The organism is Mesorhizobium sp. L-8-3 (genome assembly GCF_016756615.1).
GTDB lineage: Bacteria > Pseudomonadota > Alphaproteobacteria > Rhizobiales > Rhizobiaceae.
In genome coordinates this window covers 3,294,549-3,306,616 of sequence record NZ_AP023262.1, presented here as the reverse complement: position 1 = coordinate 3,306,616, position 12,068 = coordinate 3,294,549, and the positions used below count along the sequence as shown (strand labels likewise).

The 12,068-nt window shown below is 62.3% G+C and carries 11 protein-coding genes and 3 pseudogenes; 6 read left to right on the top strand and 8 right to left on the bottom strand.

Annotation, left to right across the window (positions count from 1 at the left end; all coding sequences use genetic code 11):
• Positions 1-25: 25 nt before the first annotated feature.
• Positions 26-183 (bottom strand): annotated as a pseudogene (locus tag JN302_RS15440) (IS21 family transposase); the annotation flags it as partial.
• Between the two features lie 120 nt (positions 184-303).
• On the opposite strand from JN302_RS15440, the gene JN302_RS15435 reads away from it, so the two are divergent.
• Together JN302_RS15435 and JN302_RS39950 are read left to right on the top strand one after the other, a co-directional pair.
• Complete coding sequence (locus JN302_RS15435) at positions 304-777, top strand: phasin (RefSeq protein WP_446720758.1); 474 nt, start codon at positions 304-306, stop codon at positions 775-777.
• A gap of 117 nt (positions 778-894) precedes the next feature.
• Positions 895-1,023, top strand: a pseudogene (locus JN302_RS39950) (IS110 family transposase); the annotation flags it as partial.
• 845 nt (positions 1,024-1,868) lie between these two features.
• On the opposite strand, the gene JN302_RS15425 reads toward JN302_RS39950, so the two are convergent.
• The 3 genes from JN302_RS15425 to JN302_RS15415 form a co-directional block, all read right to left on the bottom strand.
• Positions 1,869-3,038, bottom strand: coding sequence for an aldose epimerase family protein (locus JN302_RS15425; protein WP_202333473.1), 1,170 nt, complete (start codon positions 3,036-3,038; stop codon positions 1,869-1,871).
• Positions 3,039-3,233: 195 nt separating this feature from the next.
• Positions 3,234-4,505 carry a radical SAM protein gene (locus JN302_RS15420; RefSeq protein WP_202333472.1) on the bottom strand — a complete coding sequence of 424 codons (1,272 nt, stop codon included), beginning with the start codon at positions 4,503-4,505 and terminating at the stop codon, positions 3,234-3,236.
• Positions 4,506-4,588: 83 nt separating this feature from the next.
• On the bottom strand, positions 4,589-4,741 hold the full coding sequence (locus tag JN302_RS15415; protein ID WP_202333471.1) for a hypothetical protein: 153 nt from the start codon (positions 4,739-4,741) through the stop codon (positions 4,589-4,591).
• A 242-nt stretch (positions 4,742-4,983) separates the two neighbouring features.
• On the opposite strand from JN302_RS15415, the gene JN302_RS15410 reads away from it, so the two are divergent.
• Positions 4,984-5,421 (top strand): hypothetical protein, encoded by a 438-nt coding sequence (locus tag JN302_RS15410; protein WP_202333470.1) that lies wholly within the window; start codon positions 4,984-4,986, stop codon positions 5,419-5,421.
• A 246-nt stretch (positions 5,422-5,667) separates the two neighbouring features.
• Positions 5,668-6,729, top strand: a complete 1,062-nt coding sequence (gene amrS, locus JN302_RS15405; RefSeq protein WP_244846667.1) for an AmmeMemoRadiSam system radical SAM enzyme — start codon at positions 5,668-5,670, stop codon at positions 6,727-6,729.
• Between the two features lie 403 nt (positions 6,730-7,132).
• Here amrS and JN302_RS15400 read toward each other — a convergent pair whose 3' ends face one another.
• Positions 7,133-7,279, bottom strand: coding sequence for a hypothetical protein (locus JN302_RS15400; protein WP_202313252.1), 147 nt, complete (start codon positions 7,277-7,279; stop codon positions 7,133-7,135).
• 32 nt (positions 7,280-7,311) lie between these two features.
• On the opposite strand from JN302_RS15400, the gene JN302_RS39945 reads away from it, so the two are divergent.
• On the top strand, positions 7,312-7,557 hold the full coding sequence (locus tag JN302_RS39945) for a helix-turn-helix domain-containing protein (protein WP_202333468.1): 246 nt from the start codon (positions 7,312-7,314) through the stop codon (positions 7,555-7,557).
• Here the strand turns inward: JN302_RS39945 and JN302_RS15390 are convergent.
• A pseudogene (locus JN302_RS15390) lies at positions 7,554-7,789 on the bottom strand (sodium/glutamate symporter); the annotation flags it as partial. The gene JN302_RS39945 and the pseudogene JN302_RS15390 overlap by 4 nt on opposite strands.
• A gap of 240 nt (positions 7,790-8,029) precedes the next feature.
• Between JN302_RS15390 and JN302_RS15385 the strand changes: the two are divergent.
• Positions 8,030-8,671, top strand: coding sequence for a gamma-glutamylcyclotransferase (locus tag JN302_RS15385; RefSeq protein ID WP_342215963.1), 642 nt, complete (start codon positions 8,030-8,032; stop codon positions 8,669-8,671).
• A 181-nt stretch (positions 8,672-8,852) separates the two neighbouring features.
• Here JN302_RS15385 and JN302_RS15380 read toward each other — a convergent pair whose 3' ends face one another.
• Positions 8,853-10,289 carry an NAD(P)(+) transhydrogenase (Re/Si-specific) subunit beta gene (locus JN302_RS15380; RefSeq protein ID WP_202313246.1) on the bottom strand — a complete coding sequence of 479 codons (1,437 nt, stop codon included), beginning with the start codon at positions 10,287-10,289 and terminating at the stop codon, positions 8,853-8,855.
• A gap of 9 nt (positions 10,290-10,298) precedes the next feature.
• The gene (locus tag JN302_RS15375; RefSeq protein WP_202313244.1) at positions 10,299-11,870 is read right to left on the bottom strand and encodes a Re/Si-specific NAD(P)(+) transhydrogenase subunit alpha; all 1,572 of its coding nucleotides are present in this window, start codon (positions 11,868-11,870) and stop codon (positions 10,299-10,301) included.
• Between the last annotated feature and the right edge of the window lie 198 nt (positions 11,871-12,068).

Sequence of the window (12,068 nt, the reverse complement as noted above, 5' to 3'; positions counted from 1 at the left end):
GGTTCGCTATAGCGCGACAATCAAAATGGCGATGCGCCCTGGCGTAGGCGACGCATTTGTCGAGGAGCCAAGCGTTCAGCTGTTCATACAGCGCAGCTGCGGCGTGAAGAAGCGCTCGCGCACCAACCCAACCTGGTTCTCGACCTGGCCCTTCTCCCAGCCGGACGCCAGCGTGCAGGCCACGGCTGCACTGGAGTGGCAGGTCAAAAAATCAAAAAGGGTGCAGTGCACAAAAAATATTGCAAGTGCGTTACGTCGGTCTCATAGATGAACGAGGCGACCTGGGGGTGTCCATTGGAGAGGATGGAAACTATGTCAAAGTCCGCCGAAAAAAACCCCGAAACCATTGAAAGCACCGCCTTACCGACCTTCGACCCGTCTATGGCGACCGATCAGTTCCGTGCTGTTGCCGAAAAGGGCGTCGAGCAGTCGAACGAAGCTCTTGCCAAATTCAAGGCGGGCTCTGAAGACACCCAGAAGGCGCTCAAGTCGACCTTCGAAGCCGCCAAGTCGGTCGGCAACGAGCTGTCGCTGAAAACGATCGCCGCTCTGCGCGCCAATGCCGAAGCCGACTTCTCGCATCTCGAAGCTCTGGTCATCGCGAAGTCACTGTCCGAGGTTGTTGAGTTGCAGACCACCTTCCTGCGCAAGCGCTTCGAAATGGGTGTCGAGCAGGCCAAGGAATTCCAAGCGCTCACGACCAAGGCGGCGACGGACGTTTCCAAGCCCGTCAAGGACGCCTTCGAGAAGGCGTTGAAGGATCTCAAGGCCGCCTAATCCCAGGTAAGGATACGCACTTTGCGTGCGTGCCCCTTCCTGACGAATAACCTCGCGCGCTTGCGCGCGCGGGGGGGGGGACCTGCATTAGGACGATCGCCGGATTAGCGCGCCGTTCTGCCGTTGGAGCGGATCGGTATGGAAGCCTGCCCGTTGACGGCCTGGCTTCCCGGCGGCTTGCACACCGCAGGTCTGGCGGCGATCTGCATCGAGACGCGGCGGTCGCATGCGGCGATGAAGACGATGTTCATCCGGTCTCCGGCGATGTCCTGGATGGGTCCGAGTTCGCCTTTAACAAGATCGAAATCGCACCAAGAGAGCGGATAACTCCCAACCTGCGCAAATCTGCACGCGACGACATCCGAGCTCGGCAATCAAAGCCGGTTTCCAAAGGTTGCGTAACGGTGCGAAGTTCTGCGAGAGAATGTTGGATTCCAGTCCCCTGCCCTCTACAAGTATCAACTAAGTTATTGAAATAACTTGTAAATCATGAGTGCATGGTAACGCTCTCGGACACTATTCCTCAATAACTTCAACGCTGCACGACTGACCTGTCCTGCTACCAGCAGGAAGTTGGGACAGAAGGCTCAGTTGCGACACGAGCAAACATTCGGGCTGCAGTCCGAATGCGGACCACGGCGAACGGCGACGGGTTGTCGCTGAGTATGCGATTGCGATATGCATCACTGGTCCGCAGAGGAGCGTCCCAGCTCCTGGTGAAGCCGCTCTGAAGCCACGCCAACGACCGCCCGGCGACGCGCGCCGGCTGGCCAGAGCGGATAGCCGCCGGGGCAACGTCCGGCCTGCGGATCAATGTTTTGTACGTTTCCATTTTGTCTGCAAATCAAAGCCTTACGCTCACATCGTGACTGGTCGACCTTCGGTGCCGACTCACAGGCAGCAGGCGTTCGCTCGCAGGGCGGTGCAGGACAGAGCGCCAGGACAAAGCAGCCAGGGCTCTGGAACCGCTGCTTTGCCTCCCACAACGACGATCCCAGAGTTCCAGCGTCGCCTCGATCGAAACGCTCGTCATCCATGATCTCTGATGGGTGACCGACCAGTTCAGCAACCAGGAAGGGACGCACCTCCAGCTAAGACGCATCGGTGGAGAACTTATGTATCGTAGTCGACTTCAGCGTTTCGCCCGGTTTCAGCACCGTCGTCGGAAAGGACGACTTGTTCGGCGAATCCGGGAAGTGCTGCGTCTCGAGGCAGAAGCCATCGGTCTGGCGGTATTGCTGACCGGTCGGGCCGACGAGCGTCGAATCGAGGAAGTTGCCGCCGTAGAACTGGACGCCGGGCTCGGTGGTCGAGATCTCCATGATCCGGCCCGAGCGCGGCTCGTAGACACGCGCGGCGAGCGAAAGCCCACTACCCGACCGGTTCAGCACGTAGTTGTGATCGTATCCACGGCCATAGACCATCTGTGGGTCGTTCGAGCGGATGCGTGTGCCGATCGGCATCCCTTGGCGGAAGTCGAACGGCGTGCCGGTCACGGAGGCGAGTTCCCCGGTCGGGATCAAGGTCGCATCGACCGGCGTGTAGTTATCGGCATTGATCGTGAGGATGTGATCGCCGGTCCCGCCCCTGCCGTCGCCGGCGAGATTGAAGTAGGAGTGACTCGTGAGATTGACTACGGTCGGTTTGTCCGTCGTCGCCTCGTAGTCGATGCGCAGTTCGTTGTCGTTGGTGAGGGTATAGACGACCTGGACCATGAGCGTGCCGGGATAGCCTTCCTCGCCATCCTTGCTCGTGTAGCTGAGCCGCGCTGCGGCCCCGCCCACGTTGGTCAGCGGCTCGACCGCCCAAACGGCCTTGTCGAAACCTTTGCTGCCGCCATGCAGGCTGTTCGGCCCGTTATTGGCGGCGAGCTGGTACTGAGTGCCGTCGAGCGTGAACTTCGCGCCGCCGATGCGATTGCCGTAGCGCCCGATCAAGGCGCCGAAATAGGGGTTCTTCGATTCGTAGTCGGCGAGTTCCTTGAAGCCGAGCACGATGTTGTCGAGCTTGCTCCAGCGGTCGGGCACGTTGATTGCCGTGATGATGCCGCCATAGGCGATGAACTTGACGGACGCACCCTTGTCGTTGGTAAGCGTGTAGAGATCGACGGCTTTGCCGTCCTGCGTTTTTCCGAATGGGGTCTTGTCCACAGAGCCGGCTCCGGCGTCCGTTCCCGCCAGCAGCACACCAATGCCGAGCACGGCCGCGCCGAGCGCTGACCTGTGCCACACACGCGATATGTTGCGATCGACACGCGTCATGGTTTCCTCCCTTGAGAGGCCCCCGCGCCGACTGCTTCTGAGGAGTTGCCTGAAAGACCAAGTTTAAGCTTATCGGACTGTTGGCGTAAGCGTCTGCAAGTAGCGTGCCGAAGGTCCTGCAAATTCGTCGACGCATTGCACGCCTCGCTCTCGGCGGTCGCGCGCGACTGAGGCGTGGTTTGATTCCGACGGACGTCAGAGCTCCATCAGGGCCGGCCCGGCGAAGGCGCCCCGGCGTTCGAACGACGCGGTCTCGAAATTGAGGCCCAGTTCACCGGCGTGGCGCCAGGAATTTTCGAGCTCGGCCCTGGTCGGTCGGCGGGCGATCTCGGCATACTTGCCGCGATATTTGGTGCTTGCTGGATCGCAGAAGTTGTCAGGATGGAACTGCGCCATGACGTTCACCGGCGCGGCCGGGATGTGGTCGGCGATCCATTCCAGAACGGGATATGTGCAGCACTCCACGTGATTGGGCATCACCAGGTGGCGAATGGTGAAATTCTCACCCCACCCGGCGATGAGCGAGATGTTGCGGGTGACCGTTTCCCAGTACCGGGGCGTCCTGGCAAGCGCTATCGCGCACCGGCCGGGTCCGAACTTGAAGTCCGGCAGCCACACGTCGGTGAGCACGCGCAGGATCTTCATGGCCTCGGCCGCGATGAAGAAATTGCTGTTCCACAGTATCGGCGTGTTGAACTTGCCATCATACGTGGCGGCCTCGGAGACTTCGTCGAACCAGAAGAAACCGTCCGCCTTGGTCCGCCGCGCCCGCCGGATTTCGGCACTCGTCGGCTGGAAGTCGCGGCCCAGAAGCGCGATGGCGTCGACGATTGAATGCAGGTGGATGATCACCTCGCCGCCGACCCAATTGATATTGTGGCAGCCCTCGCGGCGCAGCGTCCACGCCATGGTTGCGAGCGTGCGCGGGTCGGTTTCCTCGCCATTGTCTTTGTCGGTCGAGATGTCGCCGTTCTGGCAAAAGACGCAGCGCATATTGCAGGAAGTGAAAAAGATCGTGCCGGAGCCGTCCGTGCCGCGATAGAAGAGCTCTTCACCGGTGTGATGGAAATGCGAACTGACGCGGGAGCCCGCGGCAAGCTTGCAGGCGCCGAACTTGGTGCCCGCCAGGCGATCGACGCGGCAGTTCCAGGGACAGAAGTTGCAGTGCGTTAGCATGCGGTGGGCCAGTTCCCCGCAAAGCTCAAGCAAGCTCGGCCCGTCCGCCTCGGGCGGCAGCGGTGCACCTTCCCGGATCGTCTGCCAGCGCTCGAGGAAGATCGAGGTCAGACGCTCGAGTTCGGTCCACAGCGCGTCTTCGCCGCAGGTCGGAGGGTCCATTTCAGCGGCGACGGTCGCGGCGATGCGGAACTTGGCCGGACGCCGGTTCTCCGCCACGGCCAGATACCAGGACAGCGCATCGTGGAGGGCGGGATCATTCCAGATGCCAAGCTGAGCCAATCCGCTCACAGCTCACAGAGCCTCCGTCCAGTTGCGCGCCCTGTTCAGGTCCCCAGACCAATCCCTTCCCCGGGCCGGTGACAGTCAATATTTTACCGCGTTTGATATTTGCTCGCATAGTGCTTGGCGAGGAGCTTGCGGTTCTGCTCGGCCAGACGCTTGTTGCCGGTCGACTTCAGCCTCTCCTGACCCTTCGGCGGCTTCGGCCGATCGAAACCCGGGCGTCCGTTCCTCGGCTTTTTCATCACATTTCAAAGCTGTGGCGGCTCCGCCCCGATTCAAGAGATGACCTCGACTGAAGCGCCCACGGGCCCAGAAAATTACTTGGCTCGGTGTCGCCCGGTCGGCAGCCGGGACCCCGGGGTCGGCTTCATCGCGGGGGAATAAGGAGCGGGCCAGATTCGTTGCACCCAGCGGGGACATTGTTCTTCGCAGACGTGGTCACTGGGGAATCCCTACACGGCGCGTGTCTCAAGGAAGGTACCAAATGTTCAAGGTTAGCGCGGTAGCGATGCTGCTTCCATTGGTTGGAGCGCTGAACATGATGGTGGCGACCAATCTCGCGCAGGCGGCCGGCATGAAACGCACCATCACCATGGTCGCGGTCGAGGCCAAGGGCGGGACGACAACCGACAAGGAGCCGTTCCCGACTGCCACTTTGCCGGAAGGCAAGGGCTACGAGCTCGAAGCGCCCAACGCCGAAGGCCGCTGGGAGGTGTCGACCTACCGCTGGGATCCCAACCAGATCATCGTGAACCAGGGCGATGAGGTCACGCTTGAGATCCTTAGTGTCAATGGGGCGGAGCATCCGAGCGCGATCGACGGCTACGATATCAGCTTCACCGTCAAGCGCGGCCAACTCACCACTGTGGCCTTCACCGCCGACAAGGCGGGCGTGTTTGAGCTTCGGTGCGGGACGCATTAGCCCTCGATGGTGGGCGAGTTGATCGTGCTGGCAGGTAGCTGACGGACCCAAGGCGGTCCGGTTTTTCGTTGGGCCAGCCTTCACGGCAGTCACTTTTAGGCTGCTCCGGTCCTGGAGGCCCCTGTTCGCCGGCGCTTCCATCACCATTGAACGATGCCATGACGGGTCTATCATGCGGCCATGCCGCCAATCGCCAAGGTCACGACCGCTGCCCGTCCGCCATTGCAGCCGCGGGACGCGTCGATTGTGCCGGGCCGCCACTGGCACGCGCTGGCTGACGGGCGCATTCAGTGCGATCTCTGCCCACGGTTTTGCAAGCTGCACGAGGGGCAGCGAGGGCTCTGCTTCGTCCGCGCCCGCCAGCACGACCGGATGATGCTGACGACCTACGGCCGCTCGAGTGGCTTCTGCGTCGATCCGGTTGAGAAGAAGCCGCTGAACCATTTCCTGCCGGGCACTGCCGTCCTCTCCTTCGGCACGGCCGGCTGCAATCTCGCCTGCCGCTTCTGTCAGAACTGGGACATCAGCAAGTCCCGCGAAATCGACACGCTGGCCGACGCTGCTTCGCCGGTGGAGATCGCCCAGGCAGCAGCGGATCTAAGGTGCCGCAGCGTTGCCTTCACCTACAACGACCCCGTCATTTTCCACGAATACGCCATCGACGTGGCCGATGCCTGCCGGGAACGGGAGATCAAAAGCGTCGCAGTCACGGCCGGCTATGTCTGCCCGAAACCGCGCGCCGAATTCTACCGCCATATGGATGCTGCGAATGTCGATCTCAAGGCGTTCACCGAGCGCTTCTACCAGCGCATCAGCAGCGGCCATCTCCAGCCGGTGCTCGATACGCTTATCTATCTCAAGCGCGAGACCTCCGTCTGGTTCGAAATCACGACGCTGCTCATTCCGGGCGAGAATGATTCCGAGGGGGAGATCGAGGCGCTCACACAATGGATCATGGAAGAGCTCGGCCCCGATGTGCCGCTGCACTTCACGGCCTTCCATCCCGACTGGAAGATGATGGACAAGCCGCCCACTGCGCCCGCAACGCTGACGCGGGCCCGGCAGATCGGCATCCGAAACGGCTTGCGTTACGTCTACACCGGCAATGTGCATGATGCCGTCGGCGGCAGCACCTGGTGCAATCAGTGCGGCGCATGCCTGATCGGTCGCGATTGGTATCGACTGCTGGCCTGGACTCTCGACGCCGAGGGCCACTGCCGCCGTTGCGGTACGCCTTGCCCGGGCGTGTTCGAGCCGCGGCCGGGCGACTGGGGCGCCCATCGCCGGCCGGTGCGTCTGTCCGCCTGAATGACGCGCCGCTGTCGAGTACTGGAGTCGGAGTGCTTTTCGAAGACCTTATCGGGGGCCGAACGCAGAGGTGACTTCGGCGATCCAGTCCCGGCCGGCAAAGAATCGCCAGACCCATGTTGTGATCTGCGCCGATGATGACCCCACACGCAGCTATGTGCTTCCTTGCAAGTCATGCACTTGACGCGAGCTCGGGGCAGCCTTCAGTGCCGAGTCGCACTCTACCGCGCTGCTCAGCGCTTCGCTCGCTTGGCACTATTGCGGCTGATATCCTTCAATGCACGTCAATAGTTCATCTTCCAGCAAAGCCTTGCGCTCCCTGAGCTGCTCGACCTGCACCTCGTAGGCTTCAAGGAGGTCGACAACCTTGCAGTACTCGTCACAAAGCGCATTGAACCGTGCATCACCCGCCACCAACTGGCGCACGGTCTGCCTGGTCGGTCAAATTGGCCTGAGCGACGAATTTCTCCGTGGGTTTGACATAGTCCTCTTCCTGCCAGTGGACCGCGATCTCGGCCTCGGACACGTCTGCTGTTTTGTCCTGCGACATAGGCTGCCTCCCGGGTCATTCCTGTTCGTGGCTTGAGGATACCGTGGCTCCCAAGCGAGGCTCTAAGGATACCACCTACAGGCCAGCGGCCCAAATCTGCGCTGGCTGCCAGCGCAGGGCTTCGAACAGGCATTCTTCGAACGGAGGGAGAAGGCGCCTGCCAGGCTGCGGTCGATCGAGCGCGCGGAAACCTGTCCGCCGCAGCGCGCCTCCTCGGCCTCACGCGAGCCCAACTCGCCTATAGCCTCGGCGCCGGCGGCGGCCCGGCCGCCGTCTAACGGACCATGAAGCCGATGACGACAGCGTTGGCGACGTCGATGAAAAGGCCGAAACCAGCGGCAGGATGATGAAAGCTGTCGGTGCCGGTCCATGGAGCTTGGTGACGGCCGTCATGTTGGCAATAGCCGTCGGCGTCGCACCGAGGCTGATGCCGCTGAAGCCGGCTGATAGAACGGCAGCCTGATAGTCGCGGCCCATTGCCGGGAAGACAACGAAAATTATGTAGAGGACCGAGGCCGCTGCTCTTAACCGCAGCAGCGCACGCCCTCCTAAACTCCCCCTCCAATTCTCGCTCCGGCAGCGGCCAGGATGAGCTTCATAAGAAACTGGGGCGGTTTGCGTAGATCGCAGACTGGGTGTGACGTTGAATGATTTCAGCAGGTAACTACGCTGGAGGAGATCCGATACCGACCTTGACAGCCGTGCCCGGCTTCATCCCGATGGATCGTTCGACTTCCTTGGGGGGAAGATATGGAACTGACTGCCGAACTCGTCGCTCTGGTCGAGCGGATGGAGCCGGACCCAGGCCCTGAACCAGGAACCACCGAACACACCAATGCGGATTTTGCGCAAATGGCCGAAGCCGTTTTGGCGCAGCACGATCCAGAGCATCTGTGGGTCTTTGCATATGGATCGCTGATCTGGAACCCGGAGTTCCAAGTTGTTGAGCAACGACGTGCCGTCGCGGCCGGTTGGCACCGTTCCTTCTGCCTCAAATTGACAAGATGGCGCGGCACGCGGGAACTACCCGCTCTTATGTTGGCGCTCGATCGCGGAGGCACCTGCATCGGGATCGCGTTCCGTCTTCCCCCCGGTGATAAGCATGGTCAGATCGTCCGATTGCTTCAACGCGAGATCGACGCGAACCCACCGACTAACGTTCCTAGATGGATAGAGGTTTCCACGAAAGAGGGACGCCTGAAGGTCCTTGCCTTCGTGGCATTGCGCGATGGCATCGCCTACGCCGGAAAGCGGCCTCTGCCGAAGTCGCGAGTGTGCTCTCGCGTGCAGCGGGGCACTGGGGGTCGGCAGCGCAGTACGCCTTCAATACGATCAGCAAGCTGGAAGAGCACGGCATCCGTGATCGCAACCTCTGGCGAATTCAAGGACTGATCGCATCGGAGATCCGTATGATTCAGCGTCAGTGACTACGCGTTGCGAAGCGTGGACCGTCCGCTTTTCCAGCAGGGGCATCACTGGACAAACTCTCCGTGGAGTTGGCCAAACCCGAGCACGCCAAGAGGCAGCGAAGTCACCGACTTCGCGACCTCTTCGCTGCGCCCAAATCGGTGGATCAGCCGAGCATAGGGAGCAGCTGATCGATCGACTTCTTGGCGTCGCCATAGAACATGCGCGTGTTCTCCTTGAAGAACAGCGGGTTCTCGATGCCGGAATAGCCCGTGCCCTGGCCGCGCTTGGAGACGAAGACGTTCTTGGCTTTCCAGACTTCCAGCACCGGCATGCCGGCGATCGGGCTCGCGGGATCCTCCTGCGCGGCCGGATTCACGATATCGTTGGAGCCGATGACGATGACGACATCCGTGCCGGGGAAGTCCTCGTTGATCTCGTCCATCTCCAGCACGATGTCGTAGGGCACCTTGGCTTCGGCGAGCAGCACATTCATGTGGCCGGGAAGGCGGCCGGCGACCGGATGGATGGCGAAGCGCACCTCCTTGCCCGCGGTGCGCAGCTTGCGGGTCAGCTCGCTGACGGACTGCTGGGCCTGCGACACCGCCATGCCGTAGCCCGGCACGATGATGACGCTGTCGGCGTCGTTGAGGGCCGCGGCCACGCCATCGGCATCGATGGCGACCTGCTCGCCGTCGATCTGCATCGTCGACTGCTGCGGGCCCCCGAAGCCGCCCAGGATGACCGAGACGAAGCTGCGGTTCATCGCCTTGCACATGATGTAGCTGAGGATGGCGCCGGACGAGCCGACCAGCGCCCCGGTGACGATCAGGAGGTCGTTGCCCAATGTGAAGCCGATAGCGGCGGCCGCCCAGCCGGAATAGCTGTTGAGCATCGATACCACCACCGGCATGTCGGCCCCGCCGATGCCCATGATCAGGTGCCAGCCGATGAAGCCGGCGAACAGCGCGATCAGGATCAGCGTCCAGATGCCGGCGCCGATGCAGTAGGCGACGCCCAGCGCAAGGCAGATCAGCGCGGCACCGGCATTGAGGGCGTGGCCGCCGGGATACTTCTTCGCCTTGCCGTCGATCTTGCCGGCCAGCTTGCCGAAGGCGACGATCGAGCCCGTGAACGTGACTGCGCCGATGAAGATGCCGAGGAACACCTCGACCTTCAGCACGGCGATCTCGGCAGTCGTCTTGTGCGCCAGGACCGCGGAGAAACCTGTGAAGGTCTCGGCCGCGCCGGAGGCGCGCACCGCGATTACGTCCATCAGCGCGATTTCGGCGTTGATCCCGATGAAGACCGCGGCGAGGCCGACAAAGGAATGCAGCGCCGCGACCAGTTGCGGCATCTCCGTCATCTGGACGCGGTTGGCGACGTACCAGCCGGCAAGCGCGCCGAAGGCGATCATGACGGCCGTCAGGTACCAGTTTCCCGAACCGGCGCCGAACAAGGTGGCAAGCATGGCGAGCGCCATGCCGACGATGCCGTACCAGACGGCGCGTTTGGCGCTTTCCTGTCCCGACAGGCCGCCGAGCGACAGGATGAAGAGAATGGCAGCGACAACATAGATCGCCGTCGTTATTCCGTATTCCATGTCGATCCCCTACGACTTCTGGAACATGGCGAGCATTCGCCGGGTGACGAGGAAGCCGCCGACGATGTTGATCGTCGCGATCAGCACCGAGATGGCGGAAAGAGTGACGACCCACCACGAGCCGAGCCCGATCTGCAGCAGCGCGCCCAGGATGATGATACCTGAGATCGCGTTGGTGACGGCCATCAAGGGCGTATGGAGCGAATGGCTGACGTTCCAGATCACCTGGAAGCCGACGAAGCAGGCGAGCACGAAAACGATGAAATGGCTGAGGAAGCTTGGAGGCGCGTAGAGGCCGACGATCAGCATCAGCACGGCGCCGATGCCGAGCAGCGTGAACTGCGAGCGGGTTTGCGCCCGGAAAGCGACGAGTTCCTTGGCCCGGCGCTCCTCGGCTGTCGGTTCCTTCGGCTTCTCCTTCGGTTTCTGCACCGCTATGGCCTTGATCTTCGGCGGCGGCGGCGGAAAGGTGACGGCGCCGTCATGCGCAATGGTCGCGCCGCGGATCACGTCATCCTCCATATTGTGGTTGATGACGCCGTCCTTGCCGGGCGTGAGATCGGCGATGAAATGCCGGATGTTGTTGGCATAGAGTTCGGAGGCCTGCGCGCCCATGCGGCTCGGGAAATCGGTGTAGCCGACGATGGTGACGCCGTTCTCGGTGACGATCTTCTGGTCCGGAACGGTCAGGTCGCAATTGCCGCCGCGCTCGGCCGCAAGGTCGACGACCACGGAGCCGGTCTTCATCGCGGCCACCATGTCGGCGGTCCACAGTTTCGGCGCATCGCGGCCGGGGATCAGGGCCGTGGTGATGACCACGTCGACCTCCGGTGCCTGGGAACGGAACAGCTCGAGCTGCTTGGCGCGGAATTCGGGAGACGACGGCGCGGCATAGCCGCCCGTGGAAGCGCCATCCTGCTGGTCGGAGAAGTCGAGGAACAGGAATTCGCCGCCCATCGATTCGATCTGTTCGGCCACTTCGGGCCTTACGTCGAAGGCGCGCACGATGGCGCCGAGGCCGCGCGCCGCGCCGATGGCGGCAAGGCCGGCGACACCCGCCCCGATGACCAGCACCTTGGCCGGCGCCACCTTGCCGGCCGCCGTGACCTGGCCGGTGAAGAAACGGCCGAAATTGTTGGCCGCCTCGATCACCGCCCGATAGCCGGCGATGTTGGCCATCGACGACAGAGCGTCCATCTTCTGGGCTCTGCTGATGCGCGGCACCATGTCCATGGCGACGGCGGTGATGCCCTTGCTGTTGGCGCGCTTCAGCAAGCCTTCGTTCTGGCCGGGGTAGAAGAAGGAGACCAGGGTCTGCCCCGTCCTCATGCGGTCGAGTTCGGCCTCGGCCGGCTGGCGTACCTTGACCACGACGTCCACCGCCTCGGCGAGATCCCCAGCGGATTTGACGACGGCAACGCCCGCCTTCTCATAGTCGGCATCGGCAAAACCGGAGGCCGCACCCGCACCGGACTCGACGAAGACCTGATGGCCGAGTTTCGTCAGATGCGCCGCCGAGGACGGGGTCACCGCAACCCGCGTCTCTCCCGGAGATGTTTCCTTCAGCGCACCTATCTTCATCAGACGAATCCCTCCTTCGCGCCCTCACCAGCGCGCCCCCTCATGACAGCAATTCGGCCTCCCGTCACTCCCCCGGCGCCAGACGTCCGTATCGGGCCGAGCGGGTGGTTTCCATTCCAGCGCCAGCCGCCACTCTCTGGTCACCGGCAAGGCATCAAAGCGCCTCTTGGAGCCTGGGCAGGATGGCGAAGAGGTTGC

Excerpts from the sequence above, each read along its gene's own strand:
- JN302_RS15435 (WP_446720758.1), top strand. The coding sequence starts at position 304 with ATGGAAACTATGTCAAAGTCCGCCGAAAAAAACCCCGAAACCATTGAA.
- JN302_RS15425 (WP_202333473.1), bottom strand. The coding sequence starts at position 3,038 with ATGACGCGTGTCGATCGCAACATATCGCGTGTGTGGCACAGGTCAGCG.
- JN302_RS15415 (WP_202333471.1), bottom strand. The coding sequence starts at position 4,741 with ATGAAAAAGCCGAGGAACGGACGCCCGGGTTTCGATCGGCCGAAGCCG.
- JN302_RS15400 (WP_202313252.1), bottom strand. The coding sequence starts at position 7,279 with ATGTCGCAGGACAAAACAGCAGACGTGTCCGAGGCCGAGATCGCGGTC.
- JN302_RS15410 (WP_202333470.1), top strand. The coding sequence starts at position 4,984 with ATGTTCAAGGTTAGCGCGGTAGCGATGCTGCTTCCATTGGTTGGAGCG.
- JN302_RS15375 (WP_202313244.1), bottom strand. The coding sequence starts at position 11,870 with ATGAAGATAGGTGCGCTGAAGGAAACATCTCCGGGAGAGACGCGGGTT.
- JN302_RS15385 (WP_342215963.1), top strand. The coding sequence starts at position 8,030 with ATGGAACTGACTGCCGAACTCGTCGCTCTGGTCGAGCGGATGGAGCCG.
- JN302_RS15380 (WP_202313246.1), bottom strand. The coding sequence starts at position 10,289 with ATGGAATACGGAATAACGACGGCGATCTATGTTGTCGCTGCCATTCTC.